The sequence below is a fragment of the Stenotrophomonas sp. CFBP 13724 genome (assembly GCF_014841975.1).
Classification (GTDB): domain Bacteria; phylum Pseudomonadota; class Gammaproteobacteria; order Xanthomonadales; family Xanthomonadaceae; genus Stenotrophomonas; species Stenotrophomonas lacuserhaii.
Genome location: NZ_JACYUW010000003.1, coordinates 351,336 through 371,333, shown reverse-complemented (window position 1 = coordinate 371,333; position 19,998 = coordinate 351,336). Strand labels below are relative to the sequence as shown.

Genomic DNA, 19,998 nt, shown 5'->3' with positions numbered 1-19,998 from the left:
TTTTTCAGTCCGTCAACACCTTCGTTCGATTGAATCGTTCGTCGGTGGTGGCGTGCTGTTTCCGCTCTGGTTTCCGAAGAAATCGTTGCGTTGCAGCGAGGGAGCGAATTGTAGAGATCCTGCAGGATTCGTCAACACCTTTTTTCAATTTGATGACAACGCGTGTGCTGCACATGCTTCTACATGCGCCGCGCGCGCATCGCTGCAGGGGATCGGCTTCGGCGCTGCGCTGCCGTGCACGCGTTGCGCACACGGCAGCGCAGCAGGTATCAATGCACGCTATCCCTCTGGATCAACACGACAATGGAAGCAGTCCCCACGCGCGCATGGTGGCGCGACCTCTCCCTGCCCGCCGTGGTCGCCGGCTTCATTACCGTACTGGTGGGGTTCGCCAGTTCGGCGGTGATCGTGTTCCAGGCTGCCCAGGCCGTCGGTGCGGGCCAACAGGAGATCGCCTCCTGGATGTGGGCGTTGGGACTGGGCATGGGCGTGACCTGCATCGGTCTGTCGCTGCGTTACCGGATCCCGGTCGTCACTGCATGGTCCACCCCCGGTGCCGCGATGCTGGTAGTCGGTGCCGGCGGCGTCAGCTTGCCTGAGGCGATTGGCGCGTTCCTGCTGGCTGCCGTGCTCGGCGCGGTGCTGGGGTTCTCGGGGGTGTTCGCCAGACTGATGCAGCGCGTCCCGATGGCACTGGCCGCCGGCATGCTGGCGGGCGTGCTGCTGCGCTTCGGCCTGGAGGTCTTCGTCTCCATGCAGACACAGCTGCTGATGGCGCTGGCGATGTTCGGCAGCTGGCTGCTGGCGCGGCGCCTGCTGCCACGCTACGCGGTGATTGCCACCCTGCTGGTGGGCATCGCGGTGGCGCTCGGCAGCGGACAGCTGCACCTGCAGGGCATTGAACTGCAGCTCGCGCTGCCGGTGTGGACCACGCCACGGCTGAGCTGGGCGGCGGTTGCCAGCGTTGCGCTGCCCCTGTTCGTGGTGACGATGGCCTCGCAGAACATTCCCGGGGTCGCGGTGATCCGTGCTTCGGGTTACCAGGCACCGGTGTCGCCGCTGATCGGCTGGATCGGCGTGGTCAACGCAGTGCTGGCGCCGTTCGGTGCTTTCGCATTGAACCTGGCCGCGATAACGGCGGCGATCTGCATGGGCCGCGAGGCACACGAGGATCCGGCCCGACGCTACACCGCTGCCATGGCGGCGGGTGCCTTTTATATCGTGGTCGGTGTGTTCGGGGCCACGGTGGCCGCGCTGTTCGCTGCCTTCCCGAAGGAACTGATTGCCTGCGTGGCCGGTATTGCGTTGTTCGGCACCATCGGCAACAGCCTGGCAACCGCACTGGCGGTGGAGCGCGACCGCGAGGCCGCGTTGGTGACCTTCCTGGTTACCGCGTCGGGTATGTCGCTGTGGGGGATCGGCTCGGCATTCTGGGGACTGATGGCCGGCGCGGTGACCTTGCTGGTGCTGCGCCCGCGGGCGGTGGCGTAGGCCAGGTTGCGCCGGGCCAGGATCGGCGGCCCCGGGGCCGAGCATAGTGGTGCCGGACAGATCCCGCCGAGCACGGCTATGCCGGTCGTCGTGACCGGCACCCTGCGGGCCGTCGCAAACGACGTTGGCAGCGGCTCCTGCCGCTGCCTTCGGCGCTACCGGGCATGACGGCGCCGCGGATCGAACGCGCTGGTTTGTTACAGCGGCTGCACCGACAGGGTCTGCTGCAGCACGTGGCGGCCGCCGGCCGGGATCGTCACCACGTCCGGGCCTGCGTTGGCCGCTTCCAGGCAGACGTAGTCGCGCCAGCCATCACCGACGTCGGCCATCCTGGCGGCCGCTTCGGCCCCCGGGTTCCAGGCCACCAGCGAACGGCTGCCCTGGGTTTCCAGGATGATGCGTCGCTTCAACACCGGATCGTGCAGTACGTAGCGGCCCCCGGCCTGCGTATAGATGCGGTCGCTGCGGCCGGGATCGCGCGCATCGCGCAGGTTCCACGGCCCCTGCTGGCGGCGCGCCTGGGCGTAGTTCTCGTACTTGTCCAGATAGTCCAGGCCGTCTACGCCCTCCACGTCCACGCGGCCGGCATCACCGACGCGGAAGTAGTTGTGCAGCGCCTGGCTGATCGTCGCCGGCACGGTGCCGGTGTTGTCGGTGATCAGCCGCTGGGTCAGGGTCGCGCCGACGGTCACCACCATCTGCAGGCGCAGTGACAGGCTTTCCAGCACCGGTGGTGCCAGGGTGAGCTCGATGCTGCCGTCGGCCAGCGCGCGCGCCTGCTTCAACTCCCACGGCAGGGTCCGCACGAAACCATGCGCGGGCACGTCATTGGACTGACCCTGGCGGCCGAAGTACGGCCAGCACACCGGGCTGCCACCACGGATCGGCGTCGGCAGTTCAGCGCGCCGGGGCGACAGCCACATCACGTCCTGGCCGCCGTTGGGCACGAAGGACAGCAGCTGGCCACCAAAAACACTGATCGCCGCGCTGCCCTGTGGGGTCTGGATGAGCCACGCATCGAGCCCCTGGTACCGGCCACTGGTCACACCTTGGATCTGTTGCACCTTGGATGCACTCCGCACCGCTGGCGACTGCACCAGCGTGTTGTAGTTGGAAGGAAGGATGAAGCGGCTGGCGGCCGGCGCGGCGACAGTGGCTGGCTCGGCCTGCAATGCCTGCAGGATGCGGCGGCCGGCGCGTCCATCCAGCGGCGTCCATCCCAGGCGTTGCTGCTCGGCCTGGATGGCGCGGCGGCTGGCGGTGCCGATCATGCCGTCGACCTGGCCGATGTCATGCCCGCGCGCGGCCAGCAGCGCCTGCAGCTGGCGGCGTTCGCGGCGCCCCAGGCCCGGGTCATCGGTGGGCCAGGCGGTTGCCAGGCCGGCCCCGCCACGCAGCCGGTCAGCCAGCGTGGCGATGGCCAGCGCGTAGCTCTCTGCCGCGTTGTAACTGTAGATCGCGTCGTAGTTGCGGAACACCAGCAGCGCCGGTCCGGTGTTTCCGGCCGGCAGCAGCAGCGCCGCGCGGGCATCAGCGGGCAGCCCGGGGGCTGTGATGGCGTCGCCCTGCAGGGTGGTCACGCCCAGCGCTTTCCACGCCGGTAGCGACCGGCGCTGGGTGCGTCCGGCCTGCGCGACGTTGAAGCCAGCGGGTACGCGGACTTCCATGCCCCACGCCTCCCCGCTGCGCCAGCCGGCACGCTTGAGATAATTCGCCGTGGAGGCCAGCGCGTCCGGGATGCTGTCCACCAGGTCGCGGCGGCCATCGCCATCACCGTCCACCGCGATACGCGCATAGGTACTTGGCATGAACTGGGTATGCCCGAAGGCACCGGCCCAGGAGCCCACCAGGCCCTCGCCGCGCAGGTCGCCCCGATCGATCAGCTTGAGCAGTGACAGCAGTTCACCGCGGAAGAACGACTGGCGCCGGCCCGCGCAGGACAGCGTGGACAACGACTGCAGCAACGGGCGCTTGCCGAACACGCGGCCGTAATCACTTTCCACGCCCCACACCGCCACGATGGTGGCCGGGTCCACGCCGTACTCGGCCGACACCTGCTGCAGCAGTGCGCGATGCTGGGCCAGCATGGCGCGGCCGTCGTCCACCCGCTGTTCGTCGACCAGCGCGGCCAGGTAATCCCAGATCGGCGTGGTGAACTCGGGCTGGGCATCCAGCAGGTCCAGCACGGAAGGATCCGGCTGCACACCGGCCATCAGCGCAGTGAAGCGCTCGGCCGGAATCCCCTGCTTCGCCGCACTGGTCTGCAGGGTCGACAGGCAGGACGCGAACGCAGGATCGACCTGCTGCGCGGACGCCAGCGGGCTGGCCATCATGGTGGCCAGCAGGATCAGCGAGCGGGTGGTCATGGTCATCCTCCGTGCCGCCATGGCCCCTGCATCATAACGGCAGTGATGAATCAGCGGCGACGCAGCAGGCGCAGGCCGAAGGCCGGTTGTGGCGCGACGGTGTCCCAGCGTCCGATCACTTCCAGCCCGGCCGCATCAAGCAGCTGCTGCAGGCTTTCATCAGTGTACTTGTGGCTGTATTCCACCTGGATGGCGTCGCCTGCGGCGAACCGGAACCGGTGGCCATCAAGGGTCACCTCCTGGTCGCGGTCACTGACCAGCTGGGTTTCGATGCGCAGCCGCGGCACGCTGTAGCGCGCACGGTGGTGGAAGGCCTGCAGGTCGAAATCGCTGCCGACCTGCTGGTTGAGCCGCTTCAGCAGGTTGAGGGTGAACGCGGCTGTGACTCCGGCCGCATCGTTGTAGGCCGCTTCCAGCGTCGCGGTGTCCTTGTGCAGGTCCACGCCGATCAGCGCCAGTCCGTCTTCGCCCATGGTCTGGCGCATGGCGCGCAGCAGGACCACCGCTTCATCGTGCTCGAAGTTGCCCAGGGTCGAACCGGGGAAGAACAGCAGGCGCCGCGCGGCTTCTTCTTCGGGCTCGGGCAGGTCTACCGGCTGGGTGAAATCGGCACAGACCGGCAGCATCTCGATGTCCGGATGGGCCGGTGCCAGGTGGTCGATGCTCGACAGCAGGGCGGCGCGCGAGATCTCGATCGGGGTATAGGCCACCGGCGCATCGAGCGCCTCCAGCAGCAGCGCGGTCTTGCGCCCGCTGCCGCTGCCCAGTTCGACCACGTGCACGCGCGATCCGACGCGCTGGGCGATCTCGGGCAGCGACTGTTCCAGCAGGGCCAGCTCGGTGCGGGTCGGGTAGTACTCGGGGGTGCGGGTGATCTGTTCGAACAGCGCCGAACCGGCGGCGTCGTAGAAATACTTGGAGGGCAGGCGTGGCGGCGTGGCGGACAGGCCGGCGATGGCGTCGGACAGCACCCGTTCGCGGCTGGGGGTCAGGTCGGTCAGCGCCTGCCGCGCCGCGTGTACGGTACTCATCGGACGATACTCATCAAAGTGCCTTTGCCAGGCGCACGCCGGAGAACTGCCAGCGTGCGGAGGGGTCGAAGAAATTGCGGTAGCTGGCACGCACGTGGCCGCGCGGCGTGGCGCAGCTGCCGCCGCGCAGGATCCACTGGCCACACATGAACTTGCCGTTGTATTCGCCGAGACTGCCCGGGAAAGTGCTGAAGCCGGGATACGGGCCGTAGGCACTGCTGGTCCATTCCCATACATCGCCGTGCAGCTGCTGCAGGCCGTCGGCCCCGCGTGGCGCGGACGGGTGCAGGCGATCGTCGTCGACGAAATGGCCGTCGGGGGCGTGCTGGCTGGCGGCCGCTTCCCACTCGAATTCGGTGGGCAGGCGTGCACCGGCCCAGCGGGCGTAGGCGTCGGCTTCGTAATAACTGATATGGCAGACCGGCGCGTGCGGATCCAGCGCACGCCAGCCGCCAAGGGTGTATTCCCGCTCCAGCGCGTCATCCCAGTACAGCGGATGGCGCCACTGCTGGGCCTGGTTCAACGACCAGCCCTCGCTCATCCACAGCTGCACCTGCTGGTAGCCGCCATCGGCGATGAACGCGGCGAACTCGGCGTTGCTCGCCGGCCGGTTGGCGAGCGCGTGGGCAGGCACCAGCACGCGGTGGCGCGGGGATTCATTGTCGTAGGCGAAATCGGCATCGGCGGGCCAGGCGTGGGCGCCGATCCATGCGATGCGCTCCGGGCTGTCGATCCAGTGCAGCGGCGTGGCGGCGCCGGCCACGATGGCCAGGTCATCGCGGTAGGCCGGCTGCAGCGGGTTGCTCCACAGCGCGTGCTTGATGTCGGTCAGCAGCAGTTCCTGGTGCTGTTGTTCGTGCTGCAGGCCCAGTTGCAGGTGGTCCAGCGTTTCATCGCTCAGCGCGCGGTCCTGCAACAGGCGCAGCACCTGTCCGTCGATACGTTCGCGGTAGTCATACACCTGTTCCAGGCTGGGCCGGGACAGCAGGCCACGCTGCGGCCGCGCGTGTGCCGGGCCGATGGTTTCGTAGTAGCTGTTGAACAGGAAATGCCAGTCGGGTTGCAGCGGCTGGTAGCCCGCCTGCGCACCCAGCACGAAGCGTTCGAAGAACCACGTGGTGTGCGCAAGGTGCCACTTGGCGGGGCTGGCGTCGGCCATGCTCTGCACCATCGCGTCTTCAGCACTGAGCGGAGCAGCAAGCGCCACGCTGCGTTGGCGCACGTGGACGTAGAAGTCGGCCAGGACGGCGTGGCGGGAAGGGTTCACGGGGGCGGTGGCGAGCAGGCTGTTCACGACAGGAAGCTTGGGTCAGCCGCGGTGAGGACCACGTCATCGACGCCCCCGGCCGGGCTGCTACAGCGCGTCCAGGTAGAACCAGTTCCCGTCGATGCGCTGGAAGCGGCTGTGCTCGGTCATCTTGACCGCACTGCCGCCGCCGATGCGGTAGCGCGCGGTGAAGCGCACCTGCGCGCGGTCGCCATCCTGCTGGTGCTCATGCACGGTCAGGCCGAGCCACTGGGTGCGCTGGCCGGGGGCATCGTCCAGGGACAGTTCCGCCGGACGGGTGTCGGGGTGCCAGCTGGAGAGCAGGTAATCGGCACGCTGCAGCACGTAGGCGCTGTAGCGCGAGCGCATCAGTTGCGCGGCATCGGCCGCCGGTTCGCCGGCATGGCAGCGGCCGCAGCACTCGGCATAGGGCTTGCCGAGGTCGCAGGGGCAGGTAGCGGGGACGGTCTGGCTCATGCCGCTATTTTTGCACGGCCGGCGCGCCGCGGACCGGCGGGCCACCGCGGCGTGGGCGTATCCTGTCGGCCCCCACTGCAGGCCTGAACCGTGCTGGACATGATTCCCCCCGAACTCTGGTGGCTGGTGGCCATCGCCTTCATTGCCGGCCTGGTCGATGCGGCGGTCGGCGGCGGCGGGCTGGTGCAGCTGCCGGGCCTGTTCACGGTGCTGCCGCAGCACTCCCCTGCCCTGCTGTTCGGCACCAACAAGTTCAGTTCGGCCTTCGGGACCGGGGCGGCGGCCTGGCGCTATGCGCGCAACGTGCGCTTCCCGTGGCGACCGGTGCTGTTCGCGGCGGCCACGGCCTTCGTCTTTTCGTTCCTGGGCGCGACGGCGGTCAGCCTGCTGCCCAAGGATGCGGTGCGCCCACTGGTGCTGGTGCTGCTGGTGGCGATGCTGGGCTACACGCTGTGGAAGAAGGATTTCGGCGCGCTGCACCGCCCGCGCGAGGTGGGCCGCCGCGAGCTGGTGATCGCGCTGGCGATCGGTGCGGCGATCGGCTTCTACGACGGCTTCTTCGGGCCGGGCACCGGCAGCTTCCTGATCTTCCTGTTCGTGCGTTTCTTCGGGCTGGATTTCCTGCGGGCCTCGGCGGCGTCGAAGGTGGTCAACCTGTCGACCAACTTCGCTGCGCTGTCGTTCTTCATGCCGACCGGCAATGTGCTGCTGCTGTTCGCCATACCGATGGCGGTGGCCAACATCGTCGGTTCGGTGGTGGGCACGCGGCTGGCCCTGCGCGGCGGCACGCCGTTCATCCGCAAGTTGTTCGTGGGCCTGGTGGTGGTGCTGATCGCGCGGATGGGCTGGGATACGTTCGCTTGATGCTTCGCGTGACGGCTAAGGTAGCGCCGAGCCATGCTCGGCGGGCACCAAGAGGTCGCCAGGCAAAGGCCGCCGAGCATGGCTCGGCGCTACCAGGGCTCCCGCCCGCCCCGCACCCCGGTACCGCGCGTGCGCATCCGGGGGAGAGCGGGGGCCGCTCCCGGCGATCACGCGTCGGCTTGTTCGGGTTCGGGTTCGTTGGCCTGCTGGCGGCTGCGTTCGGGTAGTTTCAGGCGCTTTCCTTCTTCATCGTATTCAATCAGCAGCACGCCGGAATCATGGCGGCCGCTGATTTCCACGAAGCAGGCGCCGCCGATGAACGGCTCCAGCGTCATCACCGATTTCAGCGGGGTGGCGACCACCATCTGGAAACCGAAGTTGTCGAAGATGTTCATCGCCAACGCGGTGAACTCGTTGTCGGCCTTGTCGAAGGCTTCGTCCAGCACCACCGCGGCATAGCTCGGCAGCTGGCCATCGGCACCACCCAGCTGGTAACGCAGCGCTGCCGCCAGACAGGTGGTGGCGAGCTTCTGCCGCTGGCCACCGGACTTGCCGGCGCCACTGCGGTAGATCTCGACCTGCTGGCGGGTGGCGGCATCCAGTTCCACGCCGATGAACTCCACGTGCATGCGCACGTCCAGCACCAGCTCACGCCAGCGCTTGTCTTCGCCTTCGGCCGAGCCCAGCCGGGTGACCAGCTGGCGCAGCACGGCGAACTGGGCTTCGGCCAGTTCACGCTGTTCGGTCTGCTGCTGGGACAGCACGTCGCGCAGGTGCTGGTGGAACTCCAGCACTTCCGGCAGGCGGCGGTCGCTGAGCTCGATGGTCAGCAGGGTGCCGCGGTTGAACGGCACCTGTTCCAGGCTGGCATTGACCTCGTCCAGGCGCTGGCCGATCGACTTGCGCGCCTCGGCGCTGTGCCGCTGCAGGGCCAGCAGGTTGTTCTTGCTCTGGTTCTGCAGCAGGTCGAAGAAGCGCTCTTCATGCTGTGGCAGGCCGTCGCGTTCCAGCCGTTCCAGGCGGGCCAGGAAATCATCGGCCGATGCCACGGACACGGTGAAGTCGCCGGACTCTTCCGGCCAACCCTGCACGAAGCGGCGGAAGCAGCCCAGCAGCTGGTTCTCGACCCGGTTGACGTCCTGCTGCGAGGACGACAGTGATTCGTTCAGCGCGTTGCTGACCTGGCGCATGTGCGCCTCCAGCGTTTCCAGGCTGAGCGCACCGAGCGCTTCCAGGCGTTCCTGCAGGCCCGCTTCCTGGGTGGCGCCCAGGGTCGGCAGCACCAGTGCGCGGCTCTGCTGGCGGGCACGGTCCAGGCGATCACGCTCCTTCACCAGCTGGCCGCGCTCGACCCGGGTATCTTCGTAGGTGCGTCGCGCCTGCTCGATGTCCGAACGCGCGGCGTCGATCTGCCGGGCCAGCTTTTCCAGGTCCGCGTTGCCTTCGCGCAGGCCGCGCAGGGTTGCTTCGATGTCGACCAGGCGCTGCTGCGGGGTGGCGACGTCGATCTCGTCCCAGCGGATGCCGGCCAACTGGTGGCAGGCCAGGCGGCGCTCATTGTCGAGATCGCGCTGCGCACGCAGGCGCGCGACGTCTTCGTCGCAGCCGGCGATCCGCTTTGCCAGCTCCTGCGCTTCCTTTTCGTACACGGCCAGCTTGTCGCGGTTGTTGAAGCCCAACAGCCAGCGGCGGCGGTCGGTCACCGCGCTGCGGTCATCCTTCTCGAAGCGGTCGCCCGGATGCTTGACCTGGCCTTCGCGGGTGATACCACGGTCGACGTTGCGCAGCTGGCGCGCGTCCACGCACTCGTAGTCGAAGCGCTTGCCCAGCTCGCGCCGCAGCCAGCCTTCGAACACGTGGTCGCGCAGTTCCAGCTTGTGCAGCAGCGAACGCGGCGACGGGTCACGCGCGAACGCCTCGTCGTTGCGACGCACGCGGTAATAGGTGAAACGCATGCCGAGGTGGGTGCGGTTCACCCAATCGGCGACCTCGTTGTAATGCTTGTCGTCGACCAGCAGCGACTGCGCGAACCCGAACAGCACGCGCTCGATCGCACCCTGCCACGGCAGGTCATCCTCGCGTACCTGGATCAGCTCGCCGACGAATGGCAGCGCCGCCTCGGGCAGGCCGGTTTCCTCCACCAGCCGTGCACGCAGTTTCTGCAGTGGCGCGGGGATGCTGGAGGTATTGCGCTGCATGGCATCCAGCTCGGCACGCACGTCGCCGAAGCGGCGCTCGTCATCGCGCCGGCCACCCAGCCGTTCGCTGATCGCATCATCCAGCGCCGAGGAGGCGCGCTTGCGGTCCAGCAGCTCGGTCGACGCCTGCTCCACCAGCGCGGCGAAGCCATGTGCATCCTCGGGAAGCGCCTGTTGCAGCTGTCCGGCGGCATCGCGGGCCTGGGCCTGCTTGGCCTGGCGACGGTCGCGCTCGGCTTCGGCACGGCCCTGTTCGCGTTCCAGTTCCTCGATCCGCTCACCGCCCTGCTGGCGCCGCTGCAGCTCCAGCTCGCCCAGCTTGGCGGTATGGTTGTCGAGGGCGGCGCGGCGCTGGGATTCCTCGCCCAGCAGGCCACGGTCGCGGGTGTCGAGTTCACGCAGGCGCGCATCGATCAACTGCTGGCGGCGCGATTCGCGGAAACTGTCGATGCCCAGCTTCAGCACTTCATCGTCGCTGCGACGGCGCTTGATCTGCTTCAGTTCGCTGTAATGCTCGCGCGCCGGCAGCAGCGTTTCCACCTGGCGACGTGCGGTGACCACGGCCTGGTGCGCGCCATCCAGTTCGGCGAAGTCGTTGACCAGCCGCTCGGCGGCATCGAAGGTCTTCGGCGTATCCAGCATGAAGTCGCGCAGGAAGACATTCAGGTCGCCCAGGTTCTTGGCCGACTGGGTCTTGTGCAGCAGGCGCAGCGCCATTTCGTTGTCGATGCCGAGCAGGTGGCGGAAGCGCTCGGCGTAGCCGGCGAAGCTGTCGAAGTGGTGCACGTCGGCCAGCTTCTGCTTCAGCTTGCGCAGGTCCAGGTCGAAGCCGCCGAGATCCTTGGCGATGTCGAACGGGCGCTCGGCCACCAGGTAGTGCTTGCGCACATCGCCAGCGGTGGCGCCGTTGCCGGCGATCCAGAACAGCCGTACCAGGCTGACCACCCGGCCATCGCCGGCGCGGTATTCCAGCACCAGCGCGGTCCAGGTGGCCCCCTTGCGCAGGTACTGGGTGGCGATCTCGCCGGTGCCGCGGTCCTGCTGGTCGGCCCAGGCGCCACGCACGTAGGACACCAGGTTGCGGTCGCGGCCACTGCGCTCGGCTTCGCGCGCGGCGGCGTTGAAGTCGACGATGGCCGGCGGCACCAGCAGCGCGGACATCGCATCAAGCAGGGTCGACTTGCCCGAGCCGGAGCGGCCCACGAACAGGAAGCCGCGCTCGGCGATCGGCACTTCGGTCAGGCCGTTGAAGGTGCCCCAGTTGTGCACCTGCAGGCGGCGCATGCGGAACTGCTGCGTGCGCGGGTCGGGCAGGCCTTCGGTGAACAGGGCGGGAGTGTGCTTGGAAATGGCCATGGCGTGCTCGCTGGGATCAGGCTTCGGCAGCCGGGGTTTCGCGCAGCTGGCGGTACACCGCCGACAGCGCGGAGACGTCTTCGGCAGAGAACAGCAGCTTCAATGCGGGAGAGACTTCGTGGCGATCTTCCTGACCCGCCAGGCGGGTCAGGATGTGGTTGTCCTTCATCTTCTGCACGGCACTGGCCACGCGGCGGTTGAAGCCGGCGCGATCAGTGGACAGGTTCTTTTCGTACACCGCCAGGGCTTCGGCCATCTCGGCATCGGCGACCACCGCGCGGTTGCCGCGCGCATCGGCCTCGCCCAGTTGCTGGCGAAGGTACAGCAGCAGGACCGAGTCGATGAAGGTCAGCGGCGAGGTGCGCAGCAGCACCGGCGAATCCAGATCTTCGGTATCGGCCTGGCGGGTGAAGGCAACACCACTCTCGCGGTCCAGCACCAGTTCCAGGAACAGGTCGGACAGGGAGGTGCGGATGGCGGCTTCGTTGCGCAGCAGCGCCGGCCACAGCTTGGCGTGGCGCTGCTGGTCGATGCTCGGCCCGATCAGCAGCTGGCACAGCGCGCGGCGCGCGTCCTGCGGCAGCCGGCCGGTATCGCCCAGGTACAGCACGTCGTTGTTGCGGCGGGGCAACGGGGTGACCACTACCGGCTCGGCGTCGATGGCATCCTCGCCCTCGCCCAGGCGGGAGGATTCGATCGGATCTTCATTCCAGCTCATGGCGTTTCTCCTGGGTGAACCAAACCAGCGGGATGCGGGCGCGCCGCCATTGGCCATCGCCACCGCGCCAGTGGGCCAGCTCCTGCTCGCCCTCCACCACGGTGCCGAAGCGCGTGCCCAGCGACAGGTAACCGATCACGCTGCCCAGCCCCTGCGGCGCTTCGCGCTGCGACAGGGCCTGGGAAATGCTCAGCTTCGGCTGCATGCCAAGCAGGTCATGCAGGTCGCGGCGCAGGGTACGGAAGTCGATTTCGGACGATGCCACCAGGTCGCCCACGCTTTCCAGGCTGATCGCGGCGGCATCGTTGCGCTGCACGCTGCCATCCACCTGCGCGCTGCGTGGATCGTGCAGTTTCCACTGGGACCACGAACGCAGGCGGCTGGTGGTCAGCTGCAGGTCGCGGCCGATCGAACGCTGGGCCGGGAAGTCGTCACGCAGGGCCAGTGCTTCGCCCTGGGCCTGCTTCAGCAGCTGGTTGAGGCGGCGCTGTTCCAGGTAGCCGCGGCTCTGCACGAAACCGCGCAGGCTGCGCGCGAAGTGCTGCAGCACATCGTGCACCTGGCCGCCGCGTTCCAGCATGGTGCCGGTGAAGCCGCGCAGGAACGCGCGCTCGTTGCGGTCCAGGCGCCGTGCGAAGCCACGCGCCAGCACCGATTCCAGCGCGGCGTCCAGCTGTGCACTCTGTTCGGCATCGTTGAGCAGGCGCCAGAAGGCCTGGAAACTGCGGCCGGCATCGCTCTCTCCGATAACGTCCACGCCTTCGAACAGCTTGGACAGCACGTCGCCGCGCTCGCCTTCATCGTCGATGATGCGTTCGCGGAACTCGCGGTTCAGGCGTTCGAAGTCATCGCGCACGCGGCGGAAATCTTCGGTGAGTTCGTCGGCCAGGCCGATGATCTGGCGGGCACGTTCCAGCGCGCGCTTGCCATCCAGCGCGGCCACGCGGCCCTCGCCGACGCGGGCGATTTCCGCATCGATGCGGTCACGTTCGTCGCGCAGCGCGGACAGCCGCGCATCCGGATCGGCTTCGGTCTGCGCCGCCAGCTGGGACAACTGGTTGATCACCAGCGCCAGGCGGCTCTCGGTGGCGGCGACCCGGCTCTGTTCCAGGCTGTCGGCGAAGCGGATCGCCTGCAGCGCCTGGGTGGACAGTTCGTACTGTTCCTGGTCGGCACCTTCGGGCAGGCGTCGTTCCAGCCAACCCTGGGCCAGCCAATGCGCCACGTAGGCCTGCGCGGTGCGCGGCAGCTCACGTGACAGCTCTTCGCCGTTGAGCTGGTCCAGCGCGCGCTGCAGGCGCTCGTGCAGCACGGGCGCGGCCAGCGTGCGTTCGCCGTCCATCAGCAGGCCCTGCAACAGGCCGATGATCTCCGGCGCATGGTCGGCGGCGAGCAGCTTCCATTGCGGTTGTTCGCGCAGGTGGCGGTAACGGGTGATGCGTTCGCGATGCTTCATGCAGCGAGGGAATCCGGATAGGCGTGCAGCGGCGGCCGGGCGCGCGGCTGGAACGGCACCGGCCACGCGGGCCGGCACCGGTCAGACCGCACGATCAGCGCTTGCCGCCGACTTCGATGAAACGCAGGAATTCGGCGCGGGTGCGGGCATCTTCGCGGAAGCTGCCGAGCATCTTCGAGGTGACCATGCTGACGCCGCGCTTGTGGATGCCGCGGGTGGTCATGCATTCGTGGGCACCTTCGACCACCACGCCCACGCCGATCGGCTGCAGCACGTCCTGGATGCACTGGGCGATCTGCGCGGTCATCTTTTCCTGCACCTGGAAGCGGCGCGCATAGGCTTCCACCACGCGGGCCAGCTTGCTGATGCCCACCACCTTGCCAGCCGGCAGGTAGCCGACGTGCACGCGGCCGATGATCGGCGCCATGTGGTGTTCGCAGTGGCTTTCGTACTCGATGTCGCGCAGCACGATCAGCTCGTCATAGCCGGCGACCTCTTCGAAGGTGCGCTCCATGTAGGCGCGCGGGTCGTCGCGGTAGCCGCTGAACCAGTCGCCATAGGCCTCGGCGACCCGGCGCGGGGTATCCAGCAGGCCTTCACGGCTCGGGTCTTCACCGGCCCAGCGCAGCAGGGTGCGCACGGCCTCTTCGGCCTGCGTCTGGGAAACATCGCCCTGCGGCGCCTTGGAATTGTTGTCGTTGCTCATTGCGAACTGCATCCCGGAGGGGTCGAGCATGGTAGCCGACCAAGGGGGGGATCGTCCCCTGCCCGGCGCCACGGCATTCACGCGCCCGGCGAGAGGTGGAATGGGGGTATTGATAGGAATGAAATTAGTAGTATCCTATCTATCTGCCATGAACACCTCACTCGACGAACGTACCCGGCTGCAGATGCAGCTCAGTTCCGGCCTGCTCCAGTCAGGCCGGCAATGGCAGCGCCTGGCCGACACCACGCTGGGCAGCCATGGCATTTCCACTGCCTGCACCATGCCGCTGCTGATGATCGGCCGCTCCGGCGGCGGCATCCGCCAGGTCACCCTGGCCCAGCAGCTGGGGCTGGAAGGCCCGTCGCTGGTGCGCCTGCTGGACAAGCTGTCGGCCAGTGGGCTGGTGCGCCGCGAATGCGATGCCAGCGACCGCCGCGCCAACCTGCTGTGGCTGACCGAGGAAGGCCAGGCGCTGGTCAGCGAGCTCGAACAGAAGCTGATCGGGCTGCGCCAGGAGGTGTTCGGCGAGCTGTCCATGGACGAGCTGCGCGCGGTGCTGAAGGTGTGGCAGCTGCTGTCCGCCGCCGTCGATCGCATTACGTAAGTTGTTTTCCCGGGGATGCCGCTGGCGTGCAGACGTCGGTGGCGTTCGCCCGTTGCGGTTGCCGTTCCCTCCCCCGTCTTGAGCCAGATCCCTGCCGATGCCCGGTGAATTCAGTCTCCATGGAGTATTCGTCCCAACCCTTCTTGGGCTGATGCTGCTCGCCTACGTGCTCAACAGCGGCCTGCGCATGCTGTTGCAACGCAGTGGCGCCTATCGGCTGGTCTGGCACCCCGCCCTCTTCAACCTGGCCCTGTACGGCATCGTGCTCGGTGGGTTGTTCCACCTCCTGCGTTGGATGCAATCGTGAAAAAGATCATCGACAAAGCCCTGCCACCGGTGCTGACCGTGCTGGCGGTGATCGTGGCCCTGCTGGTGCTGCGCCAGCTGTGGGTCCATTACATGGACGAACCCTGGACCCGCGATGCGCACATCGGCGCCGACGTGGTGCAGGTCGCGCCCGATGTTTCCGGGCTGGTCGAAGCGGTGGACGTGGGCGACAACCAGGCGGTGGAGAAAGGCGCGCTGCTGTTCGTGGTGGACCGCGCGCGCTACCGGATCGCGCTGGAGCTGGCACGTGCGTCGCTGGCCGAACGGCAGGCCACGGTAGCCCAGCTGCGCCGCGAGATCGCCCGTGACCGCAGCCTGCAGGACCTGGTGGCCGGCGAGGATGCCGAAGTGCGCCGGGCCAGACTGCAGGCCGCGCAGGCGGCCCAGGCCACCGCGCAGGCGGCGGTCGACCTGGCCGAACTGAACCTGGCGCGCACCGAAGTGCGTGCCCCGGCCGATGGCCAGATCAATGACCGCACCGTGCGCGTGGGCGACTACGTGACCGCCGGCAAGCCCGTGCTGGCCCTGCTGGATACCACCTCGTTCCGCGTGGATGGCTACTTCGAGGAGACCCGCCTGCGCGGCGTGGCCCCCGGCCAGCCGGTGGATATCCGCCTGATGGGCGAGGATGTGGCGCTGCACGGCCACGTGGAAAGCATCGCCGCCGGCATCGAAGACCGCTACCGCACCGATGGCAGCAGCCTGCTGCCCAACGTCACCCCGGCCTTCGACTGGGTCCGGCTGGCGCAGCGGATCCCGGTGCGCATCCGCATCGACGAGGTACCCGCCGGCGTACGGCTGATCTCCGGCCGCACCGCCACGGTGACCGTGGACCTCCACGGGACGGCCGCACACAAGGCCGGTGTCGCGCCGGTACGGGCGGGCCTGTGAACCTGCGCGCGCCCCTGCACCGGCTGCCGAGGCTGGCACTGATGATCACCCTGGCCGGCCTGGCCGCCTGCCGTACCGTCGGCCCGGATTACGCGCTGCCGGAAGATTCCGCGTTCAAGCGCCCGGCCGCCAACAGTGCCTTCATCGACACCGGCAACGCGCAGGTCGCGGCCAGTGCCGAACTGCCCGCCCGATGGTGGTCGCTGTACCAGGATCCGGTGCTGGATGGCCTGGTCGAACAGGCGCTGCGCGACAACCTGGAACTGAAGGCGGCCGATGCGCATCTGCGCCGCGCCGCAGCCCTGTACGAACAGGCCCTGGATGCCGGTGGCTTCGACTACGAGGCCGACGCCGGCGTCAGCCGTGCGCAGCTTTCGGCCGAATCGTTCCTGCTGGAACACGAACTGCCGCCGATCAACCTGGCCGACGGCAGGTTCGCGGTGAGTTACCAGTTCGACCTGTTCGGCAAGCTCAAGCGCGGTGCGGAAGCTGCGCATGCCGATGAGCAGTCGGTGGCCGCAGCGCGCGATATCGCGCGCATCACCGTGGTCGCCGAGGTGGCCGACAACTACCTGGAAATCTGCCACGCCAACCACGAACTGCACGTTGCCACCCATTCGCTGCAGCTGCAGCAGCGTGGCCGCCAGGTCACCCAGCGGTTGATCGCCGCCGGTCGCGGCACCGCGCCGGAGCTGGCCCGCGCCAATGCCCAGGTGGCGATGCTGGAAGCGGCGCTGCCACCGCTGCAGGCCAAGCGCCAGGCCGCTGCCTATTCGCTCGCCGCGCTGCTGGGGCAGACCCCCGGCCAGCTGCCGGCCGGCGTCGTGGACTGCAGCCACGCGCCGACATTGCAGCACCCGCTGCCGATCGGCGATGGCCGCGCGCTGCTGTCGCGTCGCCCGGACGTGCGCCAGGCCGAGCGCAGGCTGGCCGCAGCCACTGCGCGCATCGGCGTGGCCACCGCCGAGCTGTATCCGGATATCCGGCTGGGGGCCTCGGTCGGGGCGGCCGGCCTGCTGGCCGACTTTGGTGAGCCGCTGACCCAGCAGTGGTCGTTCGGTCCGCTGATCTCGTGGACGCTGCCTTCGTCGGGCACGCGCTCGCGCATCCGCGCCACCGAAGCCGGCGCCGACGCCGCGCTGGCCGAGTTCGACCAGACCGTGCTGCAGGCGCTGCGCGAGACCCAGACCGCGCTGGACCGGTATGCACAGGACCTGCGCCGCCTGCAGTCGCTGCAGGTGGCCCAGCAGCAGGCCACGCTGGCCGCCGAACAGAACCGCCGCCTGTACCAGGGCGGCCGCACGCCGTACCTGTCCAGCCTGGATGCCGACCGCAGCCTGGCCACCGCCGATGCCACCCTGGCCGATGCCCAGGCGCAGGTGTCGCGCGACCAGATCCATCTGTTCCTGGCGCTGGGCGGTGGCTGGGACGCTCCCGCCGCTGCCGCTGCCGTTCCCACGGCGGCGAGGTAGACGGCGATGCACGTGCTGCTGGACCGGCAAGGCTGGATGTTCTCGATCAAGACCTACCTGGCCTCGATCACCGCGCTGTACATCGGCCTGGCCGGCAATCTGTCGCGGCCCTACTGGGCGATGGCCACGGTCTACATCGTCAGCCAGCCGCTGCTGGGCCCGACCCGGGCCAAGGGCGTGTACCGCATCCTCGGCACCCTGCTGGCCGGTGCGGCCACCCTGCTGATGCTGCCGCACCTGGTGGAAACGCCGCTGCTGCTCAGCGCGGCGATGTCGCTGTGGCTGGCCGGCTGCCTGTTCCTGGCGCTGCTCAACCGCGGCCCGCGGGGCTATGCGTTCCTGCTGGCCGGCTATACCACCGCCTTCATCGGCTTCCCGGCGGTGACCTCGCCGGAACTGATCTTCGATACCGTGGTCGCCCGCAGCGAGGAGATCATCCTCGGCACGGTGGTGGCGGTGCTGTTCGCCGCGCTGGTGTTCCCGGCATCGGTGCGGCCGATGCTGACCGGCCGCATCGGCAACTGGATGGGCGATGCGGCGCAATGGTGCCGGCAGATCCTGGAGGGTGGTCGCGCGCATGCACCGCGCAACCGCCTGGCGGCCGACCTGGTGCAGTTCGAGGCGCTGATCGAGTTCCTGCGCCGCGACGATCCGCGCCATGCCGGCGCGGCGGTGTCGATGCAGCAGCTGCGCGAACGCATGCTGTTGCTGCTGCCGGTGCTGTCCTCCATCGCCGACCGGCTGGGCGTGCTGCGCCGCCACGGCGACGGCCTGCCCGCAGGCCTGGAACCCCTGGTGGAGGACATCCGCCACTGGCTGGACGCCGCCACCGACAGCCCCACGCATGACCAGCTGCGCACCCGCATCAGCGCATTGAAGCCACAGGTGGACGGTGACCTGCAGCACCTGCAGCTGGCCTCCCTGCTGCTGCGGCTGGAAGAACTGGTGGACCTGTGGGCGGACTGCCGCGCGCTGCACCACGCCATCGAGCAGGGCAGCGCGCCGCAGCACGCCGGCCACTACCGCATCAACACCCCGAGCGTGTCCGAAAGCCGCCACGTGGATTACGGCATGGCGCTGTTTTCCGCGCTCAGTGCAGGCATCGCCCTGATGAGCTACTGCGTGCTGTGGATCGGGCTGGGCTGGGAAGGCGGCGGCAACGGCGCGATGATGGCGGCGGTGGCGGCGGCGTTCTTCGCCGCGCAGGATGATCCCGCGCCCAGCATGATGTCCTTCCTGCTGTGGGCGGTGGTGGCCAGCGTGGTCGCCGGCATCTACCTGTTCGGGATCTTCCCGGCCGTGCACGATTTCGGCCTGCTGGTGCTGCTGCTGGCGGTGGTGTTCCTGCCGCTGGGCGTGCTGCTGCACCACCCGAAGACGATGCTGTTCGCGCTGCCGCTGACGGTGAACCTGGTAGCGCTGCTGAGCGTGCAGAACACCTACAGCGCCAACATCCAGAGCTTCGTCAATTCGGCGGTGGCGATGTTCATCGGGATTGGTTTTGCCGTGGTGATGACCCGCCTGTTCCGATCGGTGGGCGCTGAATGGACCGCGCGGCGGCTGGTACGACAGGGCTGGAGCACGCTGGCCGAAGCGGCCGAAGGGCGCGGCCAGCAGGATCGCAAGCGCTTCGCCGCGCGCATGCTGGACCTGCTGGGACTGCTGGCGCCGCGGCTGGCGGCGACCCCGGAAGGCAGCGACATCGCCTCGGTGGACATGCTGACCGAAGCCCGGGTGGGGCTGAACATCCTGCAGCTGCGGCGTGCCCGGCTGGAACTGCCCGAGCGCAGCCGCGAGGCGGTAGAGCGGATCCTGGCCGAGATCGCCGCGCACTACCGCCGCCAGGTGGCCGCGCGGCGTCCGCTGCCCGGTAACCCGGCGCTGCGCGAAAGGCTGGACGCCTCGCTGTCGCGGGTCGGTGGGGTGGCCGCCAGCAAGGCCCGCGACGAAGCGCTGATGGGCCTGGTGGGCCTGCGCTTCGGGATGTTCCCGGACGCGGCAGCCGACAGCGTTGACCGTTGACGGCTGGCGGTAGCGCCGAGCCATGCTCGGCGGAATGCATCCGTTGCATGTCGCCCTGCCGGAAGCGCGCCGCTGCGCTCGCCGAGCATGGCTCGGCGCTACCGTTCCTGCGCCAGTTTCCCCGTCCAATGTCCGGCCCATTTCCGGCACGTTCTCCCGCCCGATGTCCCGCCCGATCCCCGGCCCATTATCCGGCCCGTTTCCCCGTCCAATGTCCGGCCCGTTGGCCGCGCGGTGTCCACCCCCGCCCGGCCAGTCACCCCGCCGCAAGCAGCGGCGCGCTACCCTGCGCGTCCGCGCTTGCTGCGCACTTTCAACAGGAACATCCCGATGAGCTACGACATGATGGTCTTCGATGCCAGCGTGGCGCCGCGCGAAGCGACCGCCTTCATTGCCTGGTACGAGAAGCAGACCGACTGGAACGAGGATCACGACCATGACGATCCGAAGGTCGCCGCGCCGGCCCTGCAGGCCTGGTTCGCCGAGATCGCCGAACACTTCCCGCCGATGAACGGCCCGCTGTCCGATGATGAAGACGACCGCGACGAAGTGACCGACTACAGCATCGCGGCCCATGTCATCTACGGTTCGTTCGCCGATGAGGTGGCCGAGCGTGCGCATGAGATGGTGCAGGTGCTGGCCTTCCAGCACGGCCTGGGCTTCTTCGATGCCAGCAGCGATGAAGCCGCCATCGTGTACCCGGATGGCACCGTGCTGGTCCTGGAATAAGCGATGCCTGAGGCAGCGCCGGG

At 68.4% G+C, this 19,998-nt stretch carries 15 protein-coding genes and 1 pseudogene; 8 read left to right on the top strand and 8 right to left on the bottom strand.

Features of this window, described 5'->3' with window-relative positions:
* Positions 1-303: 303 nt before the first annotated feature.
* On the top strand, positions 304-1,491 hold the full coding sequence (locus tag IFT63_RS15120; RefSeq protein WP_192084948.1) for a benzoate/H(+) symporter BenE family transporter: 1,188 nt from the start codon (positions 304-306) through the stop codon (positions 1,489-1,491).
* A gap of 197 nt (positions 1,492-1,688) precedes the next feature.
* On the opposite strand, the gene IFT63_RS15115 is transcribed toward IFT63_RS15120, so the two are convergent.
* From IFT63_RS15115 to IFT63_RS15100, 4 genes are all read right to left on the bottom strand, one after another.
* Positions 1,689-3,863, bottom strand: a complete 2,175-nt coding sequence (locus tag IFT63_RS15115; protein ID WP_192084947.1) for a lytic murein transglycosylase — start codon at positions 3,861-3,863, stop codon at positions 1,689-1,691.
* A 44-nt stretch (positions 3,864-3,907) separates the two neighbouring features.
* Positions 3,908-4,888, bottom strand: coding sequence for an L-histidine N(alpha)-methyltransferase (gene egtD, locus IFT63_RS15110; RefSeq protein WP_192084946.1), 981 nt, complete (start codon positions 4,886-4,888; stop codon positions 3,908-3,910).
* A 13-nt stretch (positions 4,889-4,901) separates the two neighbouring features.
* Positions 4,902-6,131: an ergothioneine biosynthesis protein EgtB gene (egtB, locus tag IFT63_RS15105; protein ID WP_249404500.1), complete on the bottom strand. Its 1,230-nt coding sequence runs from the start codon at positions 6,129-6,131 to the stop codon at positions 4,902-4,904.
* A gap of 111 nt (positions 6,132-6,242) precedes the next feature.
* Positions 6,243-6,632 carry a YchJ family metal-binding protein gene (locus tag IFT63_RS15100; protein ID WP_192084944.1) on the bottom strand — a complete coding sequence of 130 codons (390 nt, stop codon included), beginning with the start codon at positions 6,630-6,632 and terminating at the stop codon, positions 6,243-6,245.
* Positions 6,633-6,722: 90 nt separating this feature from the next.
* On the opposite strand from IFT63_RS15100, the gene IFT63_RS15095 reads away from it, so the two are divergent.
* Positions 6,723-7,496, top strand: coding sequence for a TSUP family transporter (locus IFT63_RS15095; RefSeq protein ID WP_192084943.1), 774 nt, complete (start codon positions 6,723-6,725; stop codon positions 7,494-7,496).
* 167 nt (positions 7,497-7,663) lie between these two features.
* Here the strand turns inward: IFT63_RS15095 and IFT63_RS15090 are convergent, their stop codons facing one another.
* The 4 genes and pseudogenes from IFT63_RS15090 to folE all read right to left on the bottom strand — a co-directional run bounded on the left by IFT63_RS15090 (position 7,664) and on the right by folE (position 13,930).
* Complete coding sequence (locus IFT63_RS15090) at positions 7,664-11,050, bottom strand: SbcC/MukB-like Walker B domain-containing protein (protein WP_042612175.1); 3,387 nt, start codon at positions 11,048-11,050, stop codon at positions 7,664-7,666.
* 16 nt (positions 11,051-11,066) lie between these two features.
* Positions 11,067-11,657 (bottom strand): annotated as a pseudogene (locus IFT63_RS15085) (DUF4194 domain-containing protein); the annotation flags it as partial.
* Between the two features lie 97 nt (positions 11,658-11,754).
* Positions 11,755-13,224 carry a DUF3375 domain-containing protein gene (locus IFT63_RS15080; RefSeq protein WP_192084941.1) on the bottom strand — a complete coding sequence of 490 codons (1,470 nt, stop codon included), beginning with the start codon at positions 13,222-13,224 and terminating at the stop codon, positions 11,755-11,757.
* A gap of 94 nt (positions 13,225-13,318) precedes the next feature.
* Positions 13,319-13,930: a GTP cyclohydrolase I FolE gene (gene folE / locus IFT63_RS15075; RefSeq protein ID WP_042612195.1), complete on the bottom strand. Its 612-nt coding sequence runs from the start codon at positions 13,928-13,930 to the stop codon at positions 13,319-13,321.
* A 148-nt stretch (positions 13,931-14,078) separates the two neighbouring features.
* On the opposite strand from folE, the gene IFT63_RS15070 reads away from it, so the two are divergent.
* The 6 genes from IFT63_RS15070 (at position 14,079) to IFT63_RS15045 (ending at position 19,975) form a co-directional block, all read left to right on the top strand.
* A complete protein-coding gene (locus tag IFT63_RS15070; protein WP_192084940.1) occupies positions 14,079-14,534 on the top strand; it encodes a MarR family transcriptional regulator in 456 nt (151 codons plus the stop codon).
* A gap of 97 nt (positions 14,535-14,631) precedes the next feature.
* Positions 14,632-14,841: a DUF1656 domain-containing protein gene (locus tag IFT63_RS15065; protein WP_191769255.1), complete on the top strand. Its 210-nt coding sequence runs from the start codon at positions 14,632-14,634 to the stop codon at positions 14,839-14,841.
* Positions 14,838-15,752, top strand: a complete 915-nt coding sequence (locus IFT63_RS15060) for an efflux RND transporter periplasmic adaptor subunit (RefSeq protein WP_192084939.1) — start codon at positions 14,838-14,840, stop codon at positions 15,750-15,752. Before IFT63_RS15065 ends, IFT63_RS15060 begins: the two co-directional genes overlap by 4 nt.
* A 41-nt stretch (positions 15,753-15,793) precedes the next feature.
* Complete coding sequence (locus IFT63_RS15055; RefSeq protein ID WP_192084938.1) at positions 15,794-17,224, top strand: efflux transporter outer membrane subunit; 1,431 nt, start codon at positions 15,794-15,796, stop codon at positions 17,222-17,224.
* 6 nt (positions 17,225-17,230) lie between these two features.
* Positions 17,231-19,246 carry an FUSC family protein gene (locus IFT63_RS15050; RefSeq protein WP_192084937.1) on the top strand — a complete coding sequence of 672 codons (2,016 nt, stop codon included), beginning with the start codon at positions 17,231-17,233 and terminating at the stop codon, positions 19,244-19,246.
* 330 nt (positions 19,247-19,576) lie between these two features.
* Complete coding sequence (locus IFT63_RS15045; protein ID WP_042612168.1) at positions 19,577-19,975, top strand: hypothetical protein; 399 nt, start codon at positions 19,577-19,579, stop codon at positions 19,973-19,975.
* The last annotated feature ends 23 nt before the right edge of the window (positions 19,976-19,998 follow it).

Coding starts and splice junctions, on each gene's coding strand:
- folE (WP_042612195.1), bottom strand. CDS start 13,930: ATGAGCAACGACAACAATTCCAAGGCGCCGCAGGGCGATGTTTCCCAG.
- IFT63_RS15055 (WP_192084938.1), top strand. CDS start 15,794: ATGATCACCCTGGCCGGCCTGGCCGCCTGCCGTACCGTCGGCCCGGAT.
- IFT63_RS15100 (WP_192084944.1), bottom strand. CDS start 6,632: ATGAGCCAGACCGTCCCCGCTACCTGCCCCTGCGACCTCGGCAAGCCC.
- IFT63_RS15050 (WP_192084937.1), top strand. CDS start 17,231: ATGCACGTGCTGCTGGACCGGCAAGGCTGGATGTTCTCGATCAAGACC.
- IFT63_RS15120 (WP_192084948.1), top strand. CDS start 304: ATGGAAGCAGTCCCCACGCGCGCATGGTGGCGCGACCTCTCCCTGCCC.
- IFT63_RS15045 (WP_042612168.1), top strand. CDS start 19,577: ATGAGCTACGACATGATGGTCTTCGATGCCAGCGTGGCGCCGCGCGAA.
- egtD (WP_192084946.1), bottom strand. CDS start 4,888: ATGAGTACCGTACACGCGGCGCGGCAGGCGCTGACCGACCTGACCCCC.
- IFT63_RS15080 (WP_192084941.1), bottom strand. CDS start 13,224: ATGAAGCATCGCGAACGCATCACCCGTTACCGCCACCTGCGCGAACAA.
- IFT63_RS15115 (WP_192084947.1), bottom strand. CDS start 3,863: ATGACCATGACCACCCGCTCGCTGATCCTGCTGGCCACCATGATGGCC.
- IFT63_RS15070 (WP_192084940.1), top strand. CDS start 14,079: ATGAACACCTCACTCGACGAACGTACCCGGCTGCAGATGCAGCTCAGT.
- IFT63_RS15090 (WP_042612175.1), bottom strand. CDS start 11,050: ATGGCCATTTCCAAGCACACTCCCGCCCTGTTCACCGAAGGCCTGCCC.
- IFT63_RS15065 (WP_191769255.1), top strand. CDS start 14,632: ATGCCCGGTGAATTCAGTCTCCATGGAGTATTCGTCCCAACCCTTCTT.